The 24134-nt window shown below is 70.3% G+C and carries 30 protein-coding genes and 1 tRNA gene; 18 read left to right on the plus strand and 13 right to left on the minus strand.

Translation table 11 applies throughout. From position 1 onward, the window contains the following. Positions 1–9 precede the first annotated feature (9 nt). Both SOM19_RS03925 and SOM19_RS03930 read left to right on the plus strand, forming a co-directional pair. A complete protein-coding gene (locus SOM19_RS03925; protein WP_320485246.1) occupies positions 10–2985 on the plus strand; it encodes an immunoglobulin-like domain-containing protein in 2976 nt (991 codons plus the stop codon). A 101-nt stretch (positions 2986–3086) separates the two neighbouring features. Then, positions 3087–4031: an aldose 1-epimerase family protein gene (locus tag SOM19_RS03930; protein ID WP_320485247.1), complete on the plus strand. Its 945-nt coding sequence runs from the start codon at positions 3087–3089 to the stop codon at positions 4029–4031. A 111-nt stretch (positions 4032–4142) separates the two neighbouring features. Here SOM19_RS03930 and SOM19_RS03935 read toward each other — a convergent pair whose 3' ends face one another. The 3 genes from SOM19_RS03935 to SOM19_RS03945 all read right to left on the minus strand — a co-directional run bounded on the left by SOM19_RS03935 (position 4143) and on the right by SOM19_RS03945 (position 5507). Continuing rightward, a complete protein-coding gene (locus tag SOM19_RS03935; protein ID WP_320485248.1) occupies positions 4143–4715 on the minus strand; it encodes a hypothetical protein in 573 nt (190 codons plus the stop codon). Between the two features lie 10 nt (positions 4716–4725). Further along, complete coding sequence (locus tag SOM19_RS03940) at positions 4726–5145, minus strand: DUF4383 domain-containing protein (protein WP_320485249.1); 420 nt, start codon at positions 5143–5145, stop codon at positions 4726–4728. A 164-nt stretch (positions 5146–5309) separates the two neighbouring features. Continuing rightward, the gene (locus SOM19_RS03945) at positions 5310–5507 is read right to left on the minus strand and encodes a hypothetical protein (RefSeq protein ID WP_320485250.1); all 198 of its coding nucleotides are present in this window, start codon (positions 5505–5507) and stop codon (positions 5310–5312) included. A 157-nt stretch (positions 5508–5664) separates the two neighbouring features. On the opposite strand from SOM19_RS03945, the gene SOM19_RS03950 reads away from it, so the two are divergent. Then, entirely contained in the window at positions 5665–6096 is a 432-nt protein-coding gene (locus SOM19_RS03950; protein ID WP_320485251.1) for a YdeI/OmpD-associated family protein, read from the plus strand. A gap of 32 nt (positions 6097–6128) precedes the next feature. Here SOM19_RS03950 and SOM19_RS03955 read toward each other — a convergent pair whose 3' ends face one another. Beyond that, positions 6129–6983: an SDR family NAD(P)-dependent oxidoreductase gene (locus SOM19_RS03955; RefSeq protein WP_320485252.1), complete on the minus strand. Its 855-nt coding sequence runs from the start codon at positions 6981–6983 to the stop codon at positions 6129–6131. A 92-nt stretch (positions 6984–7075) separates the two neighbouring features. On the opposite strand from SOM19_RS03955, the gene SOM19_RS03960 reads away from it, so the two are divergent. Further along, positions 7076–7693, plus strand: a complete 618-nt coding sequence (locus tag SOM19_RS03960) for an asparagine synthase (RefSeq protein WP_320485253.1) — start codon at positions 7076–7078, stop codon at positions 7691–7693. A 101-nt stretch (positions 7694–7794) separates the two neighbouring features. Next, a tRNA-Arg gene (locus SOM19_RS03965) sits at positions 7795–7867 on the plus strand. A 59-nt stretch (positions 7868–7926) separates the two neighbouring features. On the opposite strand, the gene SOM19_RS03970 is transcribed toward SOM19_RS03965, so the two are convergent. Beyond that, positions 7927–8574: an alpha/beta fold hydrolase gene (locus SOM19_RS03970; protein ID WP_320485254.1), complete on the minus strand. Its 648-nt coding sequence runs from the start codon at positions 8572–8574 to the stop codon at positions 7927–7929. On the opposite strand from SOM19_RS03970, the gene SOM19_RS03975 reads away from it, so the two are divergent. From SOM19_RS03975 to SOM19_RS03985, 3 genes are all read left to right on the plus strand, one after another. Then, positions 8573–8707, plus strand: coding sequence for a hypothetical protein (locus SOM19_RS03975; RefSeq protein ID WP_320485255.1), 135 nt, complete (start codon positions 8573–8575; stop codon positions 8705–8707). The genes SOM19_RS03970 and SOM19_RS03975 overlap by 2 nt on opposite strands. A 174-nt stretch (positions 8708–8881) precedes the next feature. Next, entirely contained in the window at positions 8882–9355 is a 474-nt protein-coding gene (locus SOM19_RS03980; protein WP_320485256.1) for a DUF4383 domain-containing protein, read from the plus strand. 60 nt (positions 9356–9415) lie between these two features. After that, positions 9416–9619, plus strand: a complete 204-nt coding sequence (locus SOM19_RS03985; protein WP_320485257.1) for a putative acetyltransferase — start codon at positions 9416–9418, stop codon at positions 9617–9619. A gap of 16 nt (positions 9620–9635) precedes the next feature. Here the strand turns inward: SOM19_RS03985 and SOM19_RS03990 are convergent, their stop codons facing one another. The 4 genes from SOM19_RS03990 to SOM19_RS04005 all read right to left on the minus strand — a co-directional run bounded on the left by SOM19_RS03990 (position 9636) and on the right by SOM19_RS04005 (position 10966). Next, positions 9636–9860, minus strand: a complete 225-nt coding sequence (locus tag SOM19_RS03990; protein ID WP_320485258.1) for a hypothetical protein — start codon at positions 9858–9860, stop codon at positions 9636–9638. Between the two features lie 131 nt (positions 9861–9991). After that, positions 9992–10150 (minus strand): hypothetical protein, encoded by a 159-nt coding sequence (locus SOM19_RS03995; protein ID WP_320485259.1) that lies wholly within the window; start codon positions 10148–10150, stop codon positions 9992–9994. Between the two features lies 1 nt (position 10151). After that, a complete protein-coding gene (locus SOM19_RS04000) occupies positions 10152–10610 on the minus strand; it encodes a DUF6325 family protein (protein ID WP_320485260.1) in 459 nt (152 codons plus the stop codon). 170 nt (positions 10611–10780) lie between these two features. After that, positions 10781–10966 (minus strand): hypothetical protein, encoded by a 186-nt coding sequence (locus tag SOM19_RS04005; protein WP_320485261.1) that lies wholly within the window; start codon positions 10964–10966, stop codon positions 10781–10783. Positions 10967–11107: 141 nt separating this feature from the next. Between SOM19_RS04005 and SOM19_RS04010 the strand changes: the two genes are divergently transcribed. From SOM19_RS04010 to SOM19_RS04025, 4 genes are all read left to right on the plus strand, one after another. Continuing rightward, complete coding sequence (locus SOM19_RS04010) at positions 11108–11473, plus strand: VOC family protein (RefSeq protein WP_320485262.1); 366 nt, start codon at positions 11108–11110, stop codon at positions 11471–11473. Positions 11474–11522: 49 nt separating this feature from the next. Next, positions 11523–12320 carry an alpha/beta fold hydrolase gene (locus tag SOM19_RS04015; protein WP_320485263.1) on the plus strand — a complete coding sequence of 266 codons (798 nt, stop codon included), beginning with the start codon at positions 11523–11525 and terminating at the stop codon, positions 12318–12320. Between the two features lie 109 nt (positions 12321–12429). Next, positions 12430–14034, plus strand: a complete 1605-nt coding sequence (locus SOM19_RS04020) for an L-serine ammonia-lyase, iron-sulfur-dependent, subunit alpha (RefSeq protein ID WP_320485264.1) — start codon at positions 12430–12432, stop codon at positions 14032–14034. A gap of 34 nt (positions 14035–14068) precedes the next feature. Continuing rightward, a complete protein-coding gene (locus SOM19_RS04025; protein ID WP_320485265.1) occupies positions 14069–15061 on the plus strand; it encodes a DUF2804 domain-containing protein in 993 nt (330 codons plus the stop codon). Between the two features lie 30 nt (positions 15062–15091). Here SOM19_RS04025 and SOM19_RS04030 read toward each other — a convergent pair whose 3' ends face one another. After that, on the minus strand, positions 15092–16285 hold the full coding sequence (locus tag SOM19_RS04030) for a low temperature requirement protein A (RefSeq protein ID WP_320485266.1): 1194 nt from the start codon (positions 16283–16285) through the stop codon (positions 15092–15094). A 46-nt stretch (positions 16286–16331) separates the two neighbouring features. Here SOM19_RS04030 and SOM19_RS04035 point away from each other — a divergent pair, with 46 nt between their 5' ends. The 4 genes from SOM19_RS04035 to SOM19_RS04050 are packed head-to-tail and all read left to right on the plus strand — an operon-like array spanning position 16332 to position 18825. Then, on the plus strand, positions 16332–16940 hold the full coding sequence (locus tag SOM19_RS04035) for a TetR/AcrR family transcriptional regulator (RefSeq protein WP_320485267.1): 609 nt from the start codon (positions 16332–16334) through the stop codon (positions 16938–16940). 38 nt (positions 16941–16978) lie between these two features. Next, positions 16979–17275: a DUF4287 domain-containing protein gene (locus SOM19_RS04040; RefSeq protein WP_320485268.1), complete on the plus strand. Its 297-nt coding sequence runs from the start codon at positions 16979–16981 to the stop codon at positions 17273–17275. Positions 17276–17311: 36 nt separating this feature from the next. Further along, complete coding sequence (locus tag SOM19_RS04045; RefSeq protein WP_320486657.1) at positions 17312–18094, plus strand: ABC transporter ATP-binding protein; 783 nt, start codon at positions 17312–17314, stop codon at positions 18092–18094. Further along, a complete protein-coding gene (locus SOM19_RS04050) occupies positions 18091–18825 on the plus strand; it encodes an ABC transporter permease (RefSeq protein WP_320485269.1) in 735 nt (244 codons plus the stop codon). Before SOM19_RS04045 ends, SOM19_RS04050 begins: the two co-directional genes overlap by 4 nt. Positions 18826–18840: 15 nt before the next feature. On the opposite strand, the gene SOM19_RS04055 is transcribed toward SOM19_RS04050, so the two are convergent. Beyond that, positions 18841–19281, minus strand: coding sequence for a MarR family winged helix-turn-helix transcriptional regulator (locus tag SOM19_RS04055; RefSeq protein ID WP_320485270.1), 441 nt, complete (start codon positions 19279–19281; stop codon positions 18841–18843). A gap of 42 nt (positions 19282–19323) precedes the next feature. On the opposite strand from SOM19_RS04055, the gene SOM19_RS04060 reads away from it, so the two are divergent. Beyond that, the gene (locus SOM19_RS04060) at positions 19324–20640 is read left to right on the plus strand and encodes a DUF2207 domain-containing protein (RefSeq protein WP_320485271.1); all 1317 of its coding nucleotides are present in this window, start codon (positions 19324–19326) and stop codon (positions 20638–20640) included. Further along, on the plus strand, positions 20577–21131 hold the full coding sequence (locus tag SOM19_RS04065; protein WP_320485272.1) for a DUF2207 family protein: 555 nt from the start codon (positions 20577–20579) through the stop codon (positions 21129–21131). Before SOM19_RS04060 ends, SOM19_RS04065 begins: the two co-directional genes overlap by 64 nt. Before the next feature lie 117 nt (positions 21132–21248). On the opposite strand, the gene SOM19_RS04070 is transcribed toward SOM19_RS04065, so the two are convergent. Both SOM19_RS04070 and SOM19_RS04075 read right to left on the minus strand, forming a co-directional pair. Beyond that, positions 21249–22613: an HNH endonuclease signature motif containing protein gene (locus SOM19_RS04070; protein WP_320485273.1), complete on the minus strand. Its 1365-nt coding sequence runs from the start codon at positions 22611–22613 to the stop codon at positions 21249–21251. A 301-nt stretch (positions 22614–22914) separates the two neighbouring features. Beyond that, complete coding sequence (locus SOM19_RS04075; protein WP_320485274.1) at positions 22915–23895, minus strand: aldo/keto reductase; 981 nt, start codon at positions 23893–23895, stop codon at positions 22915–22917. Between the last annotated feature and the right edge of the window lie 239 nt (positions 23896–24134).

A 24134-nucleotide genomic window follows, 5' to 3' on the forward strand; every position in this document is an offset into this window, starting at 1 on the left:
ATCTCACCGATGAGAACACGACCGCACCCGACCCCGCGTACAGCGCGGCGCACCACGCGCCGCGCGATCGCATCGACCGCCGTCGCCGCCTTGGCGATCTCCCTCCTGGGAATCTCGGCGCCGCTCGCAGCCCACGCCGCCGCCGTGCCCGCTCCGACCGCGCACTACGACATGTCCGCCAACGGCTCGACGCTGCTCGACGTCTCGGGCAACGGGCGCAACGCGACGCTGACCGGCCTGACTGCGAACTCGTTCGTGAACGTCGCGGGCGACAGCGTGCTCCGATTCAACGGCGACGGCTACGCCTCGCTCCCGCAGGGCCTCGTCACCGGCACCGACAACAGCTTCACGGTCGAGTACACGGTCACGACGCAGACCGCCCGCAACCAGTTCGGGTGGGTCATCGGCAACGGCGTCGGCGCCTGGAACACCACCCAGCTGGGCAACCACGTGTTCGTCAACCCGCGGTCGAGCGACGCCCCCAGCGGTCGAGTGCTCGCGGGCATCCGCGTCTACGACGGAGGAAACGGCGAGACCCGTCTCCCTGCCGGCGGCAGCCTCAACCCCGGACTCACCACGCTGACGCTGGTCGGCAACGGCAACGCCCTCACGCTGTACCGCGACGGCGCCCAGATCTCGACGGTGACGCACACCAAGCTCATGAGCGCGATCGTGCCCGCGACCGGTGTGCTCGGCTACCTCGGCCGCTCGCTGTACACGGGCGACGCGCTGGTGAAGGCGGATGTCTCGGACGTGAAGTTCTGGGACGTCGCGCTCACTCCGCAGGAGGTCACCGACAGCATGCCGACCGCCGCGCAGAAGGCGGCGACGACCGACGGAATCATCCGTCTCGACATCCAGTCGACCGTCCGGGGCTCCAACCCGTCGCTCGACAGCGTGACGAAGAACCTGGTCTTCCCGGCATCCGCCAACGGAATCACCCTCACGTGGGCGAGCTCCAACCCGGCCGTCGTCTCGAACACCGGCGTCGTCTCGCGCAGCACCCTCACCGCCGACGCGCCCGTCACGATCACCGCGACGACCTCGCTCGGCACGACGATCACGTTCGACGTCGTCGTGAAGGCCCCGGTGCTCGCGGCCGACCTCGACGCGATCACGCTGACGACGCGCACCACGGAGAACCTGCCCCTCATCACGACGGGCTCCGTCAACGGCGCACCGATCACGTGGGCGTCCTCCGACGCCGCGCTCGTGACACCCACGAACAGCTCCTACACGGCGCCCGCCGTCGGCGCGCCCGACCCTTTCAAGGGCGGCGGGCTCATCGAGCGCCCGGCGTACGGCGCCGGCGACAAGTCCGTGACGCTCACCGCGACGGCGACCCTCAACGGCGCCACGACGTCGCGCAGCTTCACGGTGGCCGTTGCCGAGAAGGCCCGCTGGGCACCGGATGCCGGCTACGCAGCGGCCTACTTCAAGGCCGACAACGACGAGAAGATCTACCAGGCGGCCACCGCCGGCAACGACTTCTTCTCCTTCGCGCCGGTCAACGGCGGTGCTCCGACGATCGTCTCGACCGCCGACACCACCGGTCTCCGCGATCCGTATGTGATCCGCTCCGCCGAGGGCGACAAGTACTACATGATCGCCACGGACCTCTGCATCGGCTGCACCGGCGACTGGGGAGCGGCCCAGTCCAACGGCAGCCTCAAGATCGAGGTGTGGGAGTCCACCGACATGAAGAGCTGGGTGCGGACGAACGGCCAGAACGCCGGCATCACGATCAACCAGCCGGAAGCGGGAATGACCTGGGCGCCGGAGGCGTACTGGGACGACGACCTGCAGTCCTACGTCGTGTTCTTCGCATCGCGCCTCTACAACGACGTCGCCCACACGAGCGGTCCCGGGCACGCCCGCATGTTCTACGTGCTGACGCGTGACTTCAAGACGTTCACGTACCCGCCGACGACGTGGCAGGACACCGGCTACGCGCGGATCGATTCCACCGTCACGAAGATCGACGACTACTACTACCGGTTCACCAAGAACGAGGACGGCGGCGCTGCCGGCACGCTGGAGGCGGGCAAGGACATCTTCCTGGAGCGCTCGAAGGTGCTGACGGCCCCGACGACGCAGTCCAGCTGGACGGCCGACCCCGGCACCACGTGGCAGCTGACCGACACGAACATGACGAGGCTCGAGACCAACCAGGTCGGCGAAGGCCCCGAGATCGTGAAGCTCAACGCCGGCGATCCGAACAACACTGCGGAGGGTGACGGCTACGTCTTCCTCGTCGACAACTACGGGGCGGGCGGCTACCGCGCCTTCCTCACGGACGCCGACGCGATCGCGTCGAGCACGCAGAGCGACCGCCTGTCGAAGCGGGCGGAGTGGGTGGTGCGGCCCCAGGGCGGGCTGCCCGCGAGCCCCCGGCACGGCTCGTTCGTGAGTGTCACGAAGTCGGTGCTCACCGCGCTGAACACCTGGAGCGCAGTGGCGGCGGTCTCCTCGACCACCGCGCTGTCGGCGGAGGGTCGCGTCGCGACCGCCGAGGTCACCGCCTCCGACGGCGGCGACGTGGTCGGCACGGTGACGTTCTCCGGCGGAGCCTGGAGCGAGACGGTCGATCTCGAGGACGGCTCGGCATCGGTCACGGTGCCCGCCGGCGCCGGCTCGGTCACCGCGCACTACGACGGCTACACGGACGGGCTCGTCAGCCCCTCCACGTCCGCGGCGGTGTCGTTCGCGCTGGAGCTCTCGGCTTCGGCCACGACGCGGTGCGTCGCGGGCAAGGTCACCGAGGTCGTCAGCGTCACCAACGCCGACGCGGTCGCCGCCACGGTGACGATCGCCGGCACTTACGGCAGCAAGACCGTCGCGGTCGCGCCGGGCAAGACCGTATCGGCCACGTTCGCCACACGCGCTACGTCGGTCTCGGCGCACACGGTGGCGATCACCGGGCAGTCTGCGGACGGCCGGAGCCACTCCTCGAGCGCGGCGATCGCCGCGGCCACATGCCAGTAACCGCATGACCGGAAGGCCCGCGACTGCGGTCGCGGGCCTTCCGGCGGTCACGGGATACTGGAACAGCTCGCACGACAACGACACGCAGGGAAACCGAATCCATGGCACGAATCCCGAACTCCGGCACGCAGCACGCACTCCGCGCCGGCGACTACGAAGCGGTCATCGCGAGCGTCGGAGCGACGCTGCGCTCACTGACCCACCACGGCCGGGACCTCGTCGTGCCGTTCGACGCCGACGAGGTGCGCCCCGCGCACCGCGGAGCGACGCTGGCGCCCTGGCCGAACCGCGTGGTCGACGGCACGTACACCTTCGGCGGGGTGGAGCGTCAGCTCGCACTCACCGAGCCGGCACGCTCGCACGCCCTCCACGGCCTCGCCGCCTGGCTCGACTTCGAGGCGATCGACAAGGGTCCCGACCACGTCACGCTGGCCGCGGTCATCCAGCCCCAGACGGCCTACCCGTGGCGGATCGTCGTCACGACGACCTTCTCCCTGGGCCCGGACGGCCTGACGCAGTCCGTGTCCGCGCGCAACGAGAGCGACGAGCCGGCGCCGTGGGGAACCGGCCCCCACCCCTACCTCGTCGCGGGGGAGGGTCGCGTCGACGACTGGACGCTCGAGCTTCCCGCCGGCCAGGTGCTCGCCGTCACGCCCGACCGGCTCATTCCGACGGACCTCGTCGCGGTCGACGCCGATGAGCCCGAGCGGTTCGACTTCCGCACCGCCCGCCGCATCGACGGCGTCGAGATCGATCACGCCTACTCCGGCCTCACCCGCGACGACGAGGGCCTCGCCACCGTGCGGGTGACGGTCGCCGACGGCACGGGTGTCGCGATGACGTGGGATGCCGCGTGCCCGTGGGTGCAGGTGCACACCGCCGACAAGCCCGATGCCGCACAGAGCCGTCTCGGCCTGGCCGTCGAGCCGATGACCTGCGCTCCCGACGCGTTCAACGCCGCGAACTACTCGTTCGACGCGGGACTCCTCGTCGTGGAGCCCGGCGCATCGACCGAGGCCTCCTGGAGGATCGCCGCGATCGGCTGAGCCCGCGGCCGGGCTTCCCCGGCGGTCGAGTCGCCAAGACACGCCGTTGCGCCGCGTCGGGTGTCGGCGTGTTCTGGCGACTCGCGCGGGTGCTGGCCCGCGCCGCGGCGGTTAGTGGTGCCCGGGCTCGACGAATCCGTGCGTCCCGTGGCCGGTGGCGTTCCGTCCGGCCTCCGTCGCGCCCAATGCCGGAGTGACGAGCGCGGCGACGAGGACCGCCGCGACGAGCAGCACACCCAGGCGCGGGGCCGCGGCATCCGCTCGCCCGTCCTTGCGTCGCAGTCGCGCCGCACAGGCGAGCGCGACGGCGAGAAGCAGGGCGGACCCCGCCGCGACGGCGAGGATGCTCGTGCGCACCGGGTCGCTCGCGAGGGCGACCGTGCCGGCCACGATGCCGGCGAGGGCGCCGACGATGCCCGCCCGCGGAACGACGATGCGTCCGCGGGCGAGCGTCGCCGCTCCCCACACGAGCCCGCCCGCGCCGAGCGCGACGAGGAGGACGCCGGCCCCCCGGGCGGCACCCCCCTGCGTCATTGCGCCGGCCCCCAGAGCGAGCTCGATCAGACCCGCGCCCCACGCCGCGACGGCCGCCCAGGAGAGGACGGCGCCGCCTTCCGGGCGGGCGCCGGCGGTCCGGGTGGACACGCCGGCGGCCGCCTCGGCCGTGGTGATCGCGGGAGCCATGGTGTTCCTGTCAGGCCGTGCGGCCGGCGAGATCGGCCTTCGCGGTGCGGTCGGCGGCGAGGCCGACACCCAGCAGCACGAGGGCACTGGCCAGGTGCAGGAAGTGGTCGAAGGTGTTGAGCGCCAGGATGTTCAGCGCTGTGCCGACCAGGAAGAATCCGACGACTCCGAGGAGCAGGTACACGGCGCCGACGACGACGTTGACGGTCTTGGCGGCGACGGTCGACTTCAGTCCCGCGATGAGCAGCGCTGCGCCGATCAGCAGGTGGGCGATGTTGTGGAGCGGATTGACCTCGAAGATGCCGAGAAGCAGATTTCCCTCGGTCGCGATGAAGCCGACACCACCGGTCACGGCGAAGCCCAGGGCCCCGACGAGCAGGTAGACGGCGCCGAAGACGGTGGCGACGAGGCGGTTCGGTGACGAGCGCATGAGGGTTCCTCCTGTTCACGGCGGCGGATGCCGCGTCTGGGTCTTGTTCGGACCACTCCGCGCATCGGTTTGGATCGCGTCATCCGGACAGCGGAAGGGCCCCCGAGCTTCTCGCTCTGGGGGCCCTCCGGCGTGCGCCGCCGCGAAGGGCGACGGCTTCGGGATCAGCTGTCCCGCAGGTCTTCCTTGATGTCGTTGCGGGCCTTCACCGAGTCGCGTTCGGCTTCGGCCTTGCGGACCTCGCCGTCAGCCTTCGCCTCGTCGACCTTGTCGCCGATGCGGTCGGTGGTGTCCTCCCAGGTGTCTTCGATCTTCTCGCCGACGGCCTCGGCCGTCTGCTTGGCGTCATCCATGAATCCCATGATTTCGCTCCTTCGTTCGGACTGGTCCTTCGACGCTACGACGTCACGTTGGCCGGATCGGGGGGCTTGCGCTCGCGCTCCGCGACGGCTAACCCCATCGATGATGAGCGGATGGCGCACCTGGCCGGGAAGCGGCATCCGGTGCGACACTCGACCCATGCGATTCGAGACGACACTCCTCCTGTCCGGCAACAACACGGGCATCGAGGTGCCGCCCGAGATCCTCGAGCAGCTCGGCGCCGGCAAGCGGCCGGCCGTCAACGTCACGGTCAACGGATACGAGTACCGCAGCACGATCGCGTCGATGGGCGGGAAGTTCCTCATCCCGTTCAGTTCGGACAAGCGGGCCGCGACCGGTCTCGAGGGCGGCGATGCGATCGAGGTCGAACTCAGCGTCGACACGGCGCCGCGGACGGTGGAGCTGCCCGACGACCTCGCCGCCGCCCTCGGCGAGGCGGGAGTGCGCGACGCGTTCGACACGCTCGCGCCGAGCGCGCGCAAGGCCCATGTCGCGAACGTGGAGGGCGCGAAGTCCGATGAGACCCGGGCACGCCGCGTCGCGGCCATCGTGTCGAAGCTCCAGGCCTGACACCGGCTCGTGCCGCGGGCCGGTCCGACGCCTCAGGCCGGCGTCACCGGGGTCGTGGTGTCGATGGCGTCGCGCAGCGGCCGGCGCATCGGCGCCCAGTAGTTCGTCGGCGTGATCCGCGACAGCACGTCGACCAGCCGCGCCTCGCGTCCGACCATGGTGCGCGCCTTCCGGCGCACGGTGGCCTCGACGATGCGAGCCGCGGCATCCGCCGGCTCGGTGTGGTACATCGCAGCCTGTGCGGCCGCGGCACGCTGGGCCACAGCGGGATCGATTCCGGCCGCGTACCGGCCGTGCAGGATGATGCCGGTCTTCACTCCCGCGGGGTAGATCGCGCCCACGGTGATGTCGCTGCCCTCGAGCTCATGGCGCAGCGACTCGCTGAAGCCGCGCACGGCGAACTTGCTCATCGCGTAGGGGATGCGTCCCGCCGGCGCAGCCAGTCCGTAGATGCTGACGAGGTGCGTGATGTGCGCCGCGGGCTCGCGGTGAAGCGCGGGCAGGAGCGCCTTGGTGATGTTGACCGTGCCCCACAGATTCACGTCCATGAGCCAGCGCATCTCGTCCATCGTGAGCTGGTCGATGTCGCCGAGCATGGACGAGCCGGCGCAGGTGATCAGCGTCTGCACATGGGGGTGCGCCCGCTCGATCTCGCCGGCCAGCGCGAAGACCGCCTCGTCGTCCGTCAGGTCGATGACGTGGGTCGTGTGGCCGGTGCCCGTCAGCTCGGCCGCGAGCGCCGCGAGGCCCTCGGCGTTGCGGTCGAGGAGCGCCAGCCGCGCGCCGCGGCGCTCGAGCTCCCGCGCGATCTCCGCGCCCATTCCGCTCGCCGCACCCGTGATGACCGTCGTCCTGCCGCGTACGTCCAGCCGCCGCTTCTTCGCCATGTCGGTCCCTCTCGTCGTCGCTGACCAGCGTCAACGATTCTCCCTGACTCAACGGCCCTCCACGGACGCTAGCCTCGAAGCAGGGAGGTGTGATGGGCAAGACTGCCGAAGCCATCGCCGAGGGCGTGTCCATCGCCACTGCGGCGGCGCGTCTGGCCGTGCGCAACCACATCCTCATGGAGACGATCGCGCACGACGAGCCCTTCGACGTGACGGGGTTCGCCCCGTACGCGCACGACACCCTCATCGCGCTCGCCGAGGAGCAGGAGGCCGCGGCCGCCCTCGCCAAGCGCCAGCGCAAGAAGGCCTGGGGCAAGTTCACCGATCCCGACGGCACGCACGACTATCGCGACCGCGACACCCGCAACCTCCGCAAGCGCCACCGGCAGTACATCGGCGTCGCCAAGGAGCTGCGGCGGGTGTCCGAAGATCCGCACGCGGTCCGCCAGCTCGTCGAGCAGGCTCGGGATGCCGCGTGGGGAGACGTCGAGGCGAATCTCCAGCGCCGACTGCAGGTGGAGGGCATGCGCCCCGACCTCGATCCGGACTACGAGAGGATGCGCGCCGCTCGGATGCAGTCGCTCCGGCTCGTCGACCTTCCCCGCCTGGCGGCCCACCGCCGTCGGGGTGAGGCTCCGCCCCTCGACGTGGCTCCGGCGTCGCCGTCCCCACGCGCCGCGGGCGTCGATCTCAGCGAACTCGACGCCTGACGCCGGAACACGCCCGGAATACCGGCATCCGCTCGCTCGATTCGCTCCTGGGGCGACCGTCAGGTATTCTGGACTCTGGTTTGCGCGGAAGCGGAAGCCATGCGCCCGTAGCTCAATGGATAGAGCATCTGACTACGGATCAGAAGGTTGGGAGTTCGAGTCTCTTCGGGCGCACACTGTGTTGAGACAGTGATTTGGGAAAGAGTGTCGGGAGACCGGCACTCTTTTCTGTTTCACGGAGTGACGGCGGGCACCGTGCAGGCGAGGATCGCGGATGCCACGGCCCGGGGCGAAGACTGCTGGGCGACGTGGGCGCGGCCCGGGATCTGGACGAGCTGGGCGGATGCCGCGCGGTCGCGCAGCCGCCGGCACCAGGCCAGGCCCGCGATGGGGTCGCGAGACCCTCGGACGACGAGCAGCGGAACCCTCAAGTCGGCGACCCGCTCTTCGATCGGGTAGGTGAGCATGTGGCGCACCTGCATCAGGTACCAGGGCACGCCGCACCGGAGATAGTCCGTGAAGACGATCGCGTTGATGCCCGGCGGCTCGCGCATGCTGTCGACCGCGAGGGCGACGGCCTGGCCCGTGAGCGATCGGTCGGATACATCGGCGACGGGCCCCATCGCCACCACATGCGCGACGGAGTCCGGCCGCTGGACGGCGGTCTCGACGACCCACTGGGAGCCCATGGAGTGCCCGACCAGCACGACAGGCCCCTCGTGGAGCGTGCCGATGAGCTCTCCCAGCGCGCGGCTCATCGCCGCGATGTCGACGTCGAAGCCGGGCTTGGGGAGCCCACCGAATCCGGGAAGGTCGATCGAGAAGACCGCGCGGCGGGTGGCGAGGGCGTCGTGCAGCCTCGCGAGGTACCGATGCGACATGCCGATCCCGTGGATCAGGATGATCGGCGGCCCGGCCGACCCGGCGGCGGGAGACGAGGCGAGCACGCGAAAGGCGAGCGGTCCGATGCTGAGCCTGCGCTCGCTTCGCGCAGCTGTGCCCGTCACCTCGTGACCGCCGCATCGTCGTGGTGCATGACGACACGGTACCTGGCTCCTGCCCAGGATGGCCGCCGCGCCAGGGGTCGACACGCGACAGCCCCGGAGGATTTGTCAAGGCCCTCAGTGCCGGACGGCCGCCGACCTAACGTGACCGCACGCAGATGCCGGATCGACGAAAGGACGCATCATGGCTGATCGGACAACCGCGGTCGACGGGTATGCGAGGACGGCGATCCAGAAGACCGCGCTGGTGTTCGGAATCGTGTTCCTCGTGATCGGGATCGCAGGATTCATTCCGGGACTGACGCACTCGATGGAGGAAATGGAGGGTGCCGGGGCGGACTCGCAGGCGATGCTCTTCGGGGTGTTCCAGGTCTCGATCCTTCACAACGTCGTCCACCTGCTCTTCGGTGTGGTCGGCCTCGCTGTCGCCGCGCGCGCACGTGCCTCGCGCCAGTACCTGATCTGGGGCGGAGTGGTCTACGCGGTGCTGCTGGTGTACGGGCTCTTCGCGGTGAATGTCGAGGAGGCGAACTTCGTTCCCGTCAACGTCGCCGACAACTGGCTCCACGCCGTGCTCGCCGTCGCCATGATCCTGCTGGGCATCTTCGTCGACCGCGATCGCACCACCACCACGGCGCGTCGCCGCACCACCGCCTGACGCGCCTGACCCGACCGAATCGAACGCCGGCCGGGCGCGGTATCGTTTTCCATCCACATGGTGAACCTTCCCGCACCCGGCCGCCGCGTCGTCGTGCGATATCTCCTGCCGTCCGGCCAGGCCACGGACGCGCTCGGCGAGCTTCTCAGTGCCGACGCCGACACCGTCGTGGTCGACGGCAAGCGCGGCGTCGAGCACATCGCGGTCGCGGACATCATCGCGGCCAAGGAGGTGCCGCCGGCGCCGACCCCGCGCGCTCGGTGACTCCGCCGACGCGGCCTCACGTCGAGACGTCGTTCTCGATCTCCTCGGCCAGGTCGTCGATCATCTCCGGACGCACATCGACGCCGGCCTCGGCGAGCCGGTCCTCGAGGACGTGACTGACGTCGTCCTCCACCTGGCCGTGGCGGATGGCGTCGCGGACCTCCTCGACGACGTGCTCGACCGTCTCGCCCGCTTCGTCGTCGCCGCTCGCACTGCGGGGGTGTTCTCTTCCGACTGTCATGTCACGATGGTCCGCCGTGAACTCCGCCCCTCCCACCCCCTTGACGCCGCCGGGGAACGACGCCACGACGGCGCACGCCGGGCGTGGAACCCGACGTGCGCCGTCCGTTCGGCTGCTGGACCGCCGATGCGCTAGATGCGCCGCCGACCGGGTGTCACGACGGCTCCGACGACCGCGGCCTTGGCGATCGGCGACGGTCCGGGCGAGACGGCCGAGGCGACGACGGCCGCCTTGGCGACGGGCGCGCCGATGACGCCGACGCGTCCGATGCGGGCTGGTCTCAGTGGCATGTCAGGCTCCTGTCGTTGCGAGGGCCTCATCGGCCTCGAGCGAGGCGATGATGGCTTGGATCGGGATGCGGCCGTTCGCGATGAGCTGGCCGCCGGCTCGTCGTGCTGCGGATGCGAACGGCGCTGCCCAGAGGTTCTCGTAGACGAGCACGCCCGCGACGCTTCCGGGATCCATGGCGTTCGCGAGATGGATCACGTCGTCGGCTGCCAGGAGTTCAGCGAGCTCCGCCTCGATCTGCAGGAGGGCGCCGAGTTCGCCGGTGTCGCTCAGCTCCACGGCATCCACGTCGCCGTTCTCGTCCTTCGTCAGGATGACGACGTCGATCACGCGGATCGTGCCGGACTCGACGAGGCTCACCAGCTCCTCGGCGATCTCTCCGGTGAAGCTCTGCTGCCCGGCAGGGAACTCGACGACCAGGAAGTCGACCGGCCCCAACTCCGATAGTTCGTTTTCGCTCATGTGATCCGTCCTCGTGTCATCAGGGTCGAGGGTGCAGGTCGCACCGAGGGCCCACACTCCTCGCCTCCGAGCACGCGCGCATCACCTCTTCCGCGTGATTCCGTCGTGAACGATCCGCGGCCCGTCGACCTCGGACGAGTCGCTCGCGGCGCGGCGATGCCGGCGCTGGATCAGTCGCCCGGCGGACGCGCGTGGTCCTGCGACATGCGCTGGACGACGATCGGCACCGCGACGGCCGCGCTGATGCACAGGACGCCGGCGATGAAGATCAGGCCCGGCAGGATGGGCGACGCGAAGGAGACCCCGACGAGATACATCCCGCCGAGGAGCAGAAGCGCGTAGAGGGCGAAGAGCATGGTCCACCTCCGAGGTGCGGCATCCGTGGTCCGCACTCCTTTGGTAGCGCTCCTCGCCGGGGGTGCGCGCGGGGCTTGACTTCTCGCGACGCGGTGCGGACGATGCTGGTGCACTCGGGAGCAGCCCGTGAGAATGAGGGCATGAGACTCGTGCAGGTTGCGCAGCGCGCAGCAGATCTGGACCGTGCGGCCGACTTCTACACGATGCTCCTCGACACCGAGCCCACGGCCAGGTTCGATCCGCCGGGGCTGTTGTTCTTCGACCTCGACGGGGTGCGGCTGCTGCTCGACCGCAACGCGCCGTCATCGCTCATCTATCTGCACGTGCACAACGTGCACGAGGCTCTCGAGCGTCTCGACGGGCTGGCCGACGTGGTGTCGGCCCCGCACGTCATCTTCAGGCACGAGAACGACGAGCTGGGGCCTGCCGGCCATCAGGAGTGGCAGGCGTTCATCAGGGACTCCGAGGGCAACACAGTCGGCCTCATCGCCTTCCAGCGGCCATGACCTGACGCCGGTTCGGCGCGTTCCGACCAGGTCGCGCAAGAATGGGGGAGTGGATGCCGCATTCCCTGCCCTGACCGAGATGCCCGACCCGCAGTTCGTGATGTCGGCCGAGGGCCACCGCATCGCGACCTACCTGTGGGGCGACGGCGATGGGCCGACCGTCCTGTGCGTGCACGGCTTCGCTTCGAGCTGCCGCGACAACTGGGTCAACACGGGGTGGGTGCGCGACCTCACCCGCGCCGGCTTCCGTGTGCTGGGCGTCGATCAGCGCGGGCACGGGGCGAGCGACAAGCCGCACGAGCCCGAGGCCTACGGCATGGCCTCGCTCACCGGGGACCTCGTCGCCGTGCTCGACACCTACCTGCTCGACTCGGTGCTCTACGCGGGCTACTCCCTGGGCGCCCGCGTGGGCTGGCAGCTCGCCGTCAACGCGCCCGAGCACGTGGAGCGCGCGGTGCTCGGCGGCATCCCCGACGGTCGCCCGCTGGCCCGGCTGCAGATCGAGCAGGCCCGCGCGTACGCCGACCACGGGACGCCGGTCGAAGACAAGGTCACCCGCAACTACGTGACGCTCGCGGAACGGGTGCCGAGCAACGACCTGCACGCGCTGGTCGCGCTCGCCGAGGGGATGCGGCTGGGCGATGCCGACCCCGATCCCGACCACGCTCCCCAGCAGCAGGTGCTGTTCGCGACGGGATCCGAGGACGCGATCCTGGAGCGGTCGATGCATCTGGCGGCCGCCACTCCGCACGGAGAGTTCGTCGAACTGCCCGACCGCCACCACTTCAACGCCCCCGGCTCGCGCGTCTTCCGCCAGGTCGCGGTGGACTTCTTCCGACAGCGCTGAGCCTCCTCAGGTCACAGTGCTGGACGGAGCGCCTCGGGCTGGGGCATCCTGCTGATCTCATCTCCATCACGGCGCGCAGTCTGCGCGCGGGACGGCGTAGCCTGGAGGGGTGAGCGCCTACGTCTCGGCGTTCGAGCTGTTCTCCATCGGAGTAGGACCCTCGAGCTCCCACACGGTCGGTCCCATGCGGGCGGCCCTGGACTTCGTCGCGCGCCTGCGGGAAGCCGGCCTCCTCGACCGGGTCGGACGCGTCACCTGCACGCTGTACGGGTCGCTCGGGGCGACCGGCATCGGGCACGGTACCCCGGACGCGGTGGTCGCGGGCCTGATGGGCCTCGAGCCCGAGACGGTGGATCCGGATGCCGTGCGCTCGGCGTGGAGCACCTGGCCCGAGGGGCGCGAGCTCCCGCTCGCCGGCACCCATGCTGTGGGCTTCGACAAGGCCGACGTCATCTTCGAGCCGCGCACGCGGCTGCCGGGGCATCCGAATGCCATGACGCTCGAGGCGTGGACGACCCCGGGAGCCGGACGACCGCGCCGGCTCGGCGATGCGTCGAGCGCCGGCGTGCGCGAGACCGGCGCCGCGTTCGCCGTCGGGTCGGCGACCACCGTCGCCGTAGCCGACGACGAGGGCCTCGTGCTGCGGGAGACGTACTACTCCGTCGGCGGCGGGTTCATCCGGCGTGACGGCGAGCCGCCCCGCGTGCAGGCGCACGGCTACCCCCTGGACTACCGCACCGCCGAAGAGCTGCTCGAGCTGTGCGACGAGCACGGGCTCACGATCGCCGAGCTCGCCCGCATCAACGAGGAGGCGCTGCGCGACGACGAGCAGATCGCCGCCGGGCTGGACGCGATCTGGGACGCGATGGCGGGCTGCGTCGAGGCCGGCCTCCACGCCGACGGCGTGCTGCCCGGCCTGCTCCAGGTCAAGCGCCGCGCCGGAGTGATCCGCGCCCAGCTGGACGACGCCGAGGCGGACGGTCGCCGTGAGCTGCCGGGCGAATGGCTCGGTGCGTTCGCCCTCGCGGTGAACGAGGAGAACGCGTCCGGCGGCCGGGTCGTGACCGCCCCCACCAACGGCGCCGCGGGAATCGTCCCGGCGGTCGCGATGTACTGGTGGCGCTTCCTGGCCGACTCGGGCCTCGGCGCCGGCAACGCGGTCACGCCCTACGGCGAGCTCGTGGGCAGTGCGCTGCTCGGCTTCGGCGAGGGCGAGCACCTGCCGATCCCCGGAGCGGCCGAGGACGAACGGCTGATGGCCGAGGCGAACCGGAGGCGCGGCATCCGTCGGTATCTGCTCACGGCGACCGCGCTGGGCTCGCTGTTCAAGGCGAATGCGTCGATCTCCGGAGCCGAGGGCGGCTGTCAGGCAGAGGTAGGGTCCGCGTGCGCGATGGCGGCGGGGGGCCTGACCGCCGTGATGGGCGGCACCAACCGGCAGATCGAGAACGCCGCCGAGATCGCGATGGAGCACCACCTCGGCCTGACGTGCGACCCGGTGGGCGGCCTCGTGCAGATCCCGTGCATCGAGCGGAACGCCATCGCCGCGTCCACCGCGGTGACGGCGGCGCGGCTCGCGCTGCGCGGCGACGGCTCGCACTACGTGTCGCTCGACGCCGTCGTCGAGACCATGCGGCAGACCGGCATCGACATGTCGACCAAGTACAAGGAGACGAGCGAGGGCGGTCTCGCGGTCAACGTCATCGAGTGCTGAGGGCCGCAGGCGTCCGCCTGCCTAGGATCGACGGGTGCCCGAACGCGAACTCATTGCCCCGGTGTCGTTGACCCTCCCGAACGGGCGGATCAATCCCGCCGCGATCGGGTGGGCGCGGCAGCCGCTCGTCGACACCAGCGGCATCGGCCGCGGATGGGGTCGCAACAAGCGCTGGGAGTACTGGAACGTCACGACGCCGTCGCACATCCTCGCGCTCACGGTGTCGTCGCTCGACTACGCGACCGTGCACGAGGTGTGGGTGTTCGACCGGGCCGGCGCGCGCGAGGTCGGGATGAGCGCCACCGCCGTGCTCGGCCGCGTCGCGCTGCCGCCATCGCTCGGCGCAGGGCCGTCCCGCGTGCGTGCGAAGGACCTGGCCATCGACATCGACGAGGTGCCCGGGGGTACCCGGCTGCGGGCGACCATTCCGGGCGCGTCGTTCGACGTGGTCGCCGCGCTGCCGGAGGGGCACGAGCGCCTCGCCGTCGTCGTGCCGTGGAGCAGCCGCCGCTTCCAGTACACAGTGAAGGACCTGGCGCGTCCGGCGACCGGCCACGTGTCGGTCGAGGGGCGGGCGTTCGAGCTCCCACCGGGCGAGTCCTGGGCGGTCCTCGATCACGGCCGCGGCCGGTGGCCATACGACATCCGCTGGAACTGGGGCGCGGGATCCGGCGCTTCGCACGGCCGCGTGATCGGCCTCCAGGTCGGCGGCAGGTGGACGGAGGGCACCGGCTCGACCGAGAACGCGATGCTCATCGACGGCCGGCTGCACAAGATCCACAACGAACTCGTGTGGGAGTACGACCTCGCCGAGTGGCGACGCCCGTGGCGGGTCGCCGGCGGCGGACTCGAGGCCTCCTTTACCCCGTTCTTCGACAAGGTCACCCGCACGAACCTGGGCGTGGTGGCTTCGAGCACCGACCAGTGCTTCGGCCATTGGAGCGGCGCCTTCCGTGCCGCCGACGGAGACGAGGTCGCGTTCGACGGCATCCTCGGCTGGGCGGAGGAGGTCCACAACCGCTGGTGAGCGGATGCCGCACCCGCTGCGGTGGTGGGGTCAGCCTCCGCTGCGCCGCCCCCGTCGCAGTCGTCCGATCGTCTCGCCGATCGCGACCCCCACGAGCACGATCGCCGCGGCCGCCGAGAGCGTGAGGGATTCGAGCGGGAGCACCGTCAGCGCGACGGCGGCAAGGACGGCCAGCGCGACGATGCCTGCCACCTGCCCGCGCGCCCAGCGCTGCTCGAGCAGGCGACGGAAGAGCACCGTGCCCACCAGGAAGAGGAACGGTCCGCCCAGGGATGTGATCGTCGGGGCCAGACCATGTTCATGGGGATGCGAGAGCGACTCCTTGTCGCCGACGCTCAGCAGCACCAGCCCCGCGATGATCGCGAGGTGGATCCAGGTGTAGGCGGTCCGCGCCACGCGGCCGGGCTCGTCGGACGCCTCGATCATCTCCGAGCCCAGCCGTTCGCCGTGATCGAAGTAGATCCACCACGTCGCCGCGGCGGCGACGAACGCCGTCGCCATCGCCGCGATCGTCGCCGGAGAGGACTCCTTGTCGACGAACGCGAACCCGGTGACCAGCAGGCCCTCGCCGAGGGTGATCAGCACGAACAGCGCGGTGCGCTCGGCGATGTGCGGGCCCGACAGGTCCCAGGCGCCGATCAGCACGCGCCCGCGACCGGGTACCGGGAAACCGAGGATCGTCCCGAGCAGCTCCACGCCGAGCGCGGCGGCCCACAGCGGCAGCTGCCACTCCAGCGGCAGCAGTGCGCCGACGATCCACAGCACGGCGCCGACCGCCGTCCAGGTGAGGACGAGCGCGAAGTCGCGGGCGACGGCGCGATCGTGGCGCACCGTGGCCCACACGATGAACCCCGTGCGCCCGACCTGCAGCACGACGTAGGCGATCGCGAAGGCCCATGCGCGCTCGCCGAACGCCTCGGCGATCGACACGCTGATGACGAGGGCCACGAACGCGAGGGCGATGACCGCACCCCGCACGGGGAGTGCGACCGGATCGAGCCAGTTCGTCACCCAGGTCGTCGACACCCAGGCCCACCACAGGGCGCACAGCATGATCGCGCCCTCGAGGGCGCCCAGACCCGTCTGGTTCTCGTACAGGTAGGCCGACAGCTGCGTCAGGGCGAACACGAACACCAGGTCGAAGAACAGCTCGACGTAGGTCACCCGATCGGCACGCGGCGAGTCCGTCGGTCGCATCACGTCGCGCGTCATCCCGAATGGCATGCCTCATCCTGGCATCAGCCGCCGCGCACCGTCGTAGGCTGACCCCGTGGTGGAGTACGTCGTTCCCGCGCCCAAGCGGCGCCGCGGCCGCCCGCGGGCGGGGGAGTCCGATGCGCGGGAGCGGATCATGGCGGCCGCGATCGAGGAGTTCGGCGAGGCGGGGTACGACGGCGCGACCATGCGGGCGATCGCGTCCCGCGCCGGGGTGGACCCCGCGCTCGTCCACCACTACTTCGGCACGAAGGCCGACCTTTTCGGGGAGGCGATCCACGCCCCACTGCGCCCCGACCTCGCCCTGCCCGAGATCCTCGCCGGTCCTCGTGACGACATGGGCGAGCGGATCGTGCGGTACCTCCTCGAGACATGGGAGCAGCCCGACGTGCGTCGGCGCGGAGTGGTGCTGCTGCGCGCCGCGATCGGCAACAGGCTCACGACGCCGCTCCTGGCGGGCTTCCTCTCCCGCGAGCTGCTGTCGCGCATCGCGCGCGCGCTCGAGGTCGAGGACGGCGAGCTGCGCGCGTCGCTGGTGGCGTCGCAGGTGGCGGGCATACTGATCGCTCGGTACGTGCTGCGGCTGCCGGCGCTGGCGGAGGCGTCCGTCGACGAGATCGTCGCCCGGGTGGGCCCGACGGTGCAGCGCTACCTCTACGACTGATCACACGAGTACGACTCACCGCACGAAGAGAGGATCCTATGTCGTTTCAGGCATATCTCGACAACATCGAGGAGAAGACGGGGCTCACCCCGCGTCAGTTCGTCGAGCTCGCCACGCAGAAGGGCTTCGGTCCCGACACCAAATCGAGCGAGATCGTGGCCTGGCTCGGCGAGGACTACGGCCTGGGCCGCGGGCACGCGATGTCGCTCGTCTACGTGATCACCAAGGGTCCCACCATCAGCGTGAAGCACGTCGGCACCGACGGCACCCATTCCGATGCGACCGACACCCTCTGGCTCGACGGCAAGGCGACGAATCCCCACCGCAAGGCTTGACCTCGGGCACCGACCGGGCGAATAATTCATCGCGTGATGAATAATTCGCCGGCGAACGCCGTCGAGGTACGCGGGCTCCACGTCAGACGCGGCCGGACCGAGGTGTTCACGAGCCTGGACTTCGACATCCCGCGCGGGCAGATCACCGGACTCATGGGCCCGTCCGGCTGCGGCAAGACGACGCTGATGCGCTCGATCGTCGGCGTGCAGAAGGTGGCCGGGGGCACGGTCACAGTGCTCGACGACCCCGCCGGCACGGCGGCCCAGCGTCGCCGGGTGGCCTACGACACCCAGGCCGCATCCGTCTACGGCGACCTCACCATCGAGCAGAACCTGCGCTACTTCGCGCGGATCATCGGGGCGCCGCGCTCCGACGTCGCGAGAGTGATCGAGGAGGTGGGTCTCGGCGGCCAGGCGCGCCAGACCGTGGACTCGCTCAGCGGCGGCCAGGAGAGCCGGGTGTCGCTCGCCGTCGCGATGCTGGGGAGCCCGCAGCTCCTGGTGCTCGATGAACCGACCGTGGGGCTCGACCCCGTGCTGCGTGCCGAGCTGTGGGACGTCTTCCGCGGGCTGTCGGGTGCCGGGGCGACCATCGTGGTCAGCAGCCACGTGATGGACGAGGCACTGCGCTGCGACCGCCTCATCCTGATGCGGGCGGGGCGCATCATCGCCGACACCACCCCCCAGGGTCTGCTGACCGACACCGGGCAGTCCGATCCGGATGCCGCGTTCCTCTCCCTCATCGAGCGCGATGTCGCCGGCTCCGCCGATCACCGCCCGAGCACACGGCGCGAGGCGCGCGAGGAGGCCGGCGAATGAACGGCACCCGCACCTTCGCGACGGCCGCGCGGATCCTCCGTCAGCTCACGCACGACCCGCGCTCGATCGCGCTGATGCTCATCGCGCCGAGCCTGCTGGTGGGGCTGTTCGCGTGGCTGTTCAGCGAGCAGGAGGGCGTGTTCGACGTCTACGGGCCGCCGATCCTCGCGCTGTTCCCGTTCATCATCATGTTCCTGATCACCTCGATCACGACGCTGCGCGAACGCCGGTCGGGAACACTCGAACGCCTGATGACCACGCCCCTCGGCAAGGCGGACTTCATCCTCGGCTACGCCCTCGCGTTCGGTCTGATGGCCATGCTGCAGGCCGTCGTCACGGTGTCGTTCGCGGTGTGGGTGTGCGGGCTGGAGACGGACGGCCCGGTGTGGCAGCTCGGCCTGGTGGCGGTGACCGACGCGGTGCTCGGCATGGCGCTGGGCCTGCTGGCGAGCGCCTTCGCACGCACCGAGTTCCAGGCGGTGCAGTTCATGCCGCTCATCGTCTTCCCGCAGATCCTGCTCGGTGGGCTCTTCATGCCGCGCGAGGACATGCCCGAAGCGCTCTACGCGATCTCGAAGATCCTGCCCCTCAGCTACGCGATCGATGCGATCAACGCGGTCACCGCGGGCGACGAGGGGTGGGACGTCTACGGTCCGCTCCTGGTCGTCGCCGGCTTCCTCGTCGGCGCCCTGGTCCTGGCGTCGCTCACGCTGCGGCGCCGCACGCCCTAACCGCGGGCGGAGCGCTCAGCAGCCCGGCTGCTTCTTGCGGAGCTTTCCGGTGAGATCGCGGAGCTGCGCGAGCTCGTCGTCGCTGAGCAGCGACATCCGCTCCGCGATGGCCCGGCCGTGCGCGCTCGCCAGTCGGCGGAAGACCGATGCCCCCGCATCGGTGGCGCGCACCAGCGCGCCTCGCCCGTCGTCGGGGTCGGCGCACTTCTCGATGAGACCGCGCGCGGCCATGCGATCGACCAGCCGCGAGACGCTGGGCTGGCTGATCAGCATGTTGGCGGTGACGTCGCGGAGGCGGGCGGTCATGTTCGGGCCGCGCGTCACCGTGAGCAGCACGTCGTACTCGGCCTGGTTGAGCGAGTCTTCCTGGAAGTCGTCGTTGATGTCGCCGAACACCTCGTGCTGCGCGCGGAAGAGGCTCTCCCAGGCATCGATGGCCAGACGACGATCGGTCATAGCGACAAGATTACGACCAAAGCAGACCCCTAGGCTGGGCCCATGGGGACAGTCGCCGCCGTTTCTCGCGGTGCACGGGCCGGATGGCGTGCGCTCGTCGTGGGTCTGATCGCGGTCGCCCTCGGCCTGGGCGTCGTGGTGGCCGGCTTCGGCCCGGCACATGCCGATGTGAACGACTTCACGTTCGAGAGCCTCGACGCGGAGTACGAGCTCAGCCGCGCCGAGGACGGCACCAGCATCCTCACGGTCGTCGAGACGTTCGTCGCGGTGTTCCCCGAGTTCGACCAGAACCGCGGGATGCAGCGCCGCATCCCCGATTCCTATCTGGGGGCTCCGCTGCACCCCGAGCTCGTGTCGATCACCGACGGCGAGGGGAAGCCGCGCGAGGCAGAGGTCGAGTCCGACGATGGCGGCTACTACGTCATGACCTCCCGCGCGGACGACTTCGTCCACGGCAGGCAGACGTATGTGTTCACCTACACGCTGCAGAACGTCACGCGCACGTTCGACGACACCGGGGTGGACGAGCTCTACTGGAACGTCAACGGCACCGAGTGGCAGCAGCCGTTCGGCCGCGTGACCGCTCGCGTCACGATGGCACCCGACATCGCGGACGCTCGCACGGGTGCCGAGGCCTGCTACGTGGGCTACGAGGGCTCGAGCGAGGGATGCTCCATCACGGCCGCCGGCGGCGTGGTGGCGGCATCCGCGTCAGAACTCCTGCCGCACCAGACCATGACGATCGCGATCGGGTTCGAGCGGGGGACGTTCACGCCGTTCGACTCGTCGTTCCTCGCATCGCCGTGGGGCTGGCTGCAGGGCCTGGCCGCGCTGGGGATGGGCGGTGCGGTCGCGTTCGCGGCGGTCACGCGCTCCCGCCGTCTGCGCGACGCGCCGGGCCGGCCCGTGATCATCGCCGAGTACACGCCGCCCCGCGCCATCGACGCCCTCGAGAGCGCGGTGCTCCTCGGTTTGACGACCAAGGCGATTCCGGCCGAGGTGCTCGAGCAGGCGGTCGTCGGCAGCATCCGCATCGTCGAGGGCGACCGCAGATTCTGGGGCGGCGGGAAGCTCCGCGCCGTGCTGGTCGATCCCTCGCGGGCCGACGGCGATGGGCGGATGCTGCTGGAGGGACTGTTCCCGTCGGGCACCCCCGGCGAGGAGTTCGAGTTCGGTCGCACCGACACCCGCTTCTCGACGGCGGCGCAGGGGATCCTCAAGGCGGCGACCCAGGAACTCGTCAACCGGGGACTGCGCCGCGAGGTCCCGCGCGCATCCGGGTATGGCCTCTCCTCGTGGCGGCCGGTGCGACCGCGCTCGTGTTCGTGTTCGGTTTCGCCGCCCTCGACAGCCTGGTGAATCCCCTCGTGCCGATCGTGCTCATCATCGGCTCCGGGCTCGCCATGATCACGGTGATCGGGATGGTCTCGCGGAAGCCGCTGACCGCCGCCGGCGCCGAGACGCGGGATCACCTCGCCGGGCTCAAGGAGTTCATCGAGTGGGCCGAGGCAGATCGCATCCGCATGCTGCAGTCGCCGCAAGGCGCGGAGCGTGTGCCGGTCGACACCACCGATCCCCGCGTGATGCTGAGGCTGTACGAGACGCTGCTGCCCTACGCCGTGGTGTTCGGGCAGGAGAAGGAGTGGGCGCGGGAGCTGGCGGTGCTCTACGGCTCGGGCAACTCGCCGGGGTGGTACTCCGGCTCGAGTGGATTCAACGCCGCGGCGTTCTCGTCGGGCATCTCGACCCTGTCTGCGAGCACCGCCTCCTCGTCGTCGACCTCGGGCGGCTCCAGCGGCGGCGGCTCCGCCGGTGGCGGCGGCGGTGGCGGAGGCGGCGGGGGAGTCTGAGCGGCTTGAACCTGAGGGCCGGCGCGCTCGGGCAGCTCTCGGCACCCGCGTCTGGGTTGTTCAGGTGTCCGGGCTCGCGTGGTCGGCGGTGGGTGGGCGGCTTGTGAGCTCTTGCGGTCAGAAGGGCGGTGGATCGCCGCTCGCTCGGAACCTCACGGTGCCGGCCGGCTCGTCGGCGTGAGAGCGACCGGTCGGGCTGGTCCAGTCCAGCCGGCCGCCGTCGACCTGGCGCACGCGCCACGCAGAGGCGTGCTTGAGCGAGTGATGCCGACGGCACAGGTGTGCGAGGTTGGCGGCGTCGGTCGGGCCGCCGCGGGCGGCGTCGATCGTATGGTCGATGTCGCAACGGGCGGTGGGCATGCGGCATCCGGGGAACCGGCAGTGCTCGTCTCGAGCTCGGAGCAGTCGCCGCTGGTCCTCGCTCGGGCGGTAGCGGTCGACGGCGAGCACGGCTCCCGCGGCCGGATGGGTGAGGACGCGATCCCATCCGGTCGCGGCGCCTGCGAGGTGCCGGGCGGTCGTTGCGTCGATGGGACCGTGGCAGGCGAGCTCCGCGGGAGCGCGACCTGCGCCGATCAGCGTCAGCACCGGCACGGTGACCTGCACGTGCGCGCGGATGGGCTCGCCCGTGATCGGCGCCGTCGACGGATCGGACGTGAGGAGCAGATCGGCCAGGACGTCGGCGCGGACCTGGCCGACCGTGCGGCGATCGGGGTCGGGGCCGGGCGCATCGTCGCGTTCGGGGGATGCGGCATCCGCTTGCGCGCCGCCGGCCAGTGGCGCGTCGCCGGCCGGCACCGCGTCGACGGGCGTGCGGGCATCGATGACGGCGTGCGAGAGACGCGTGAGCCGGTCGTGGATCGCATGCGCCAGCGTCGCCGGGAGGGTCGCGATGAGCTGCGCCATGCCGTCGTCGAGATCGGCGACCCACACGCCGCGCCCTGCAGACGCTCGGGCATGCCGGTCGTCGATCGACACCGGGTCGAGCCGGGCGGCGAGCGTGCGCAGCAGCGGACGCAGGCGCCCCGGGGTCTCGCGTTCGGCGCAGGCGACCGCGGCGTTCTCGAAATCGGCGCGGGCCGCGGCATCCGTGATCGCCCCACCCGTCTCGAAGATCACCGAGACGTGCGCGCGGTCGATGCGGCCCTCGCCGAGCGCTCGGATCGCGCGGGGGAAGTCCCGCGCGAGAGCGGATGCCTCGGCCAGTCGCCGCTGCACGGTGCGGTCGTTGACTCGTACGGCCGTGCCGATCTCGGCGGCTATCGACCGCCGGGGCATCTCGCGCGCGCGGCTGTCATTCGAGGGGATACGCGAGGTCTGCTCGTCGGCGAGGGCCTCGGCTGACGCCAGGAGGGTGAGTTCGAAGGCCTGGAGCGCTGCGATCGCGGCGCGGGTGTCGACGATGCTCGTGACGAGCGAGTCGAGGAGGGCGAGCTCGGCGGCGTCGCGGTCGTCAATCGACGGTGCGGGGGCCTCGGGCATGGCTCTATTCTGCCGAGGGCCTCCGACATTGCACCGGCAGGAAGCCCAGATCCAGGCACAAAACCTGAGCACGGACACCCGAGGCTCGGAGGGCAAGAGTAAGGGCCGGTCGGAGAGGCTACCGACCGGCCCTTTTCCCTTGCACCAAGAGTGTCCTGCAATCACATGTCGGTAGCTGCCACAGCAAAACAACTACCGTGAGAGCACTCTATAACGGCAAGATAACGACGACAAGGGTTCAGCGTTATCTTTTTGTGATTCATTTGCGTGGATCGGTCTCAGGTCAGTGGGGCGGGTCCGCCTACCGGTCGATGGAGGCCATGTTGGCTTCGTCGTGTCGCTCGCCGGCGGCGGGTTCGAGTCCGGTGAGGCGGTCGATCTGGTCCGACGTGAGCACGACGGCGTCGGCGGCGGTGTTCTCCTCCACTCGCGTCACGCGGCGAGTGCCGGGGATCGGGGCGATGTCGTCGCCACGGGTGAGGATCCACGCCAACGCGGTCTGGGCGGGGGTCGCGCCGATCTCGGCACCGATTGCGCGGACCTCGTCCACGAGGCGAAGATTGCGGTCGAAGTTCTGACCGACAAACCGTGGGTTGGTCTTGCGCCAATCGTCATCGGGGATGTCGGCCTCGGAACGGATCTGCCCGGTCAGCAGCCCGTGCCCCAGGGGAGAGTAGGGGACGAACCCGATGCCCAGCTCGCGGAGCACGGGAAGGATCTCCGACTCCACGTCGCGAGTCCAGAGCGAATACTCGGTCTGGAGCGCCGAAACCGGCTGCACGGCATGTGCCCGGCGAATGGTTCGTGCGGATGCCTCGGACAGACCGAAGTGGAGCACCTTGCCTTCGGCGATCAGGTCGGCGACCGCACCGGCAGTCTCTTCGATGGGCGTGTTCGGGTCGACCCGGTGCTGGTAGTACAGGTCGATGTGGTCCGTCCCGAGGCGCCGCAGCGAGCCCTCGACAGCGGCTTTCACGTTCGCGGGTGCGCTGTCGGTCACGCCCGGTCCGTCGCCCGAGTGCGAGACGAGCCCGAACTTCGTGGCGATCTTCACCTGATCGCGGCGGCCCCGGAGGGCTTGGCCGACGATCTCCTCGCTGAGGTACGGGCCGTAGATCTCGGCGGTGTCGACGTGGGTGACGCCCAGGTCCAGGGCACGGTGGATGGTGCGGATGGACTCGTCGTCGTCGAGACGCCCGCCCGTCGTGTACGTGCCGGCCATGGTCATCGCGCCGAGGCCGATGCGGGAGACCTCGAGGGTCCCGAGGTGTGCGTTCTTCATAATGGCTTCCGTTCGGGCCGTCAGGCCTGTGAGGTGGGCATGGTGATGGAGGACCGGCGGTGACGGGTCACCATGTACGCGATGCTCTCGGCGACGTCCTCCGGCGGCCGATGGTTCGAGTCAACGCCGAATCGCCGGAATCAGCGTGGCCCTACCTAGAGGTGCACCGACAGGGACCCCCTCGCGGCTCGAAGTCGGCGTAATTTCGATCGCATGGACACGAGCGGGGCGATCAGCGA

Source organism: Microbacterium sp. CFBP9034 (genome assembly GCF_034045255.1).
In the GTDB taxonomy this organism is placed as follows: Bacteria; Actinomycetota; Actinomycetes; order Actinomycetales; family Microbacteriaceae; genus Microbacterium.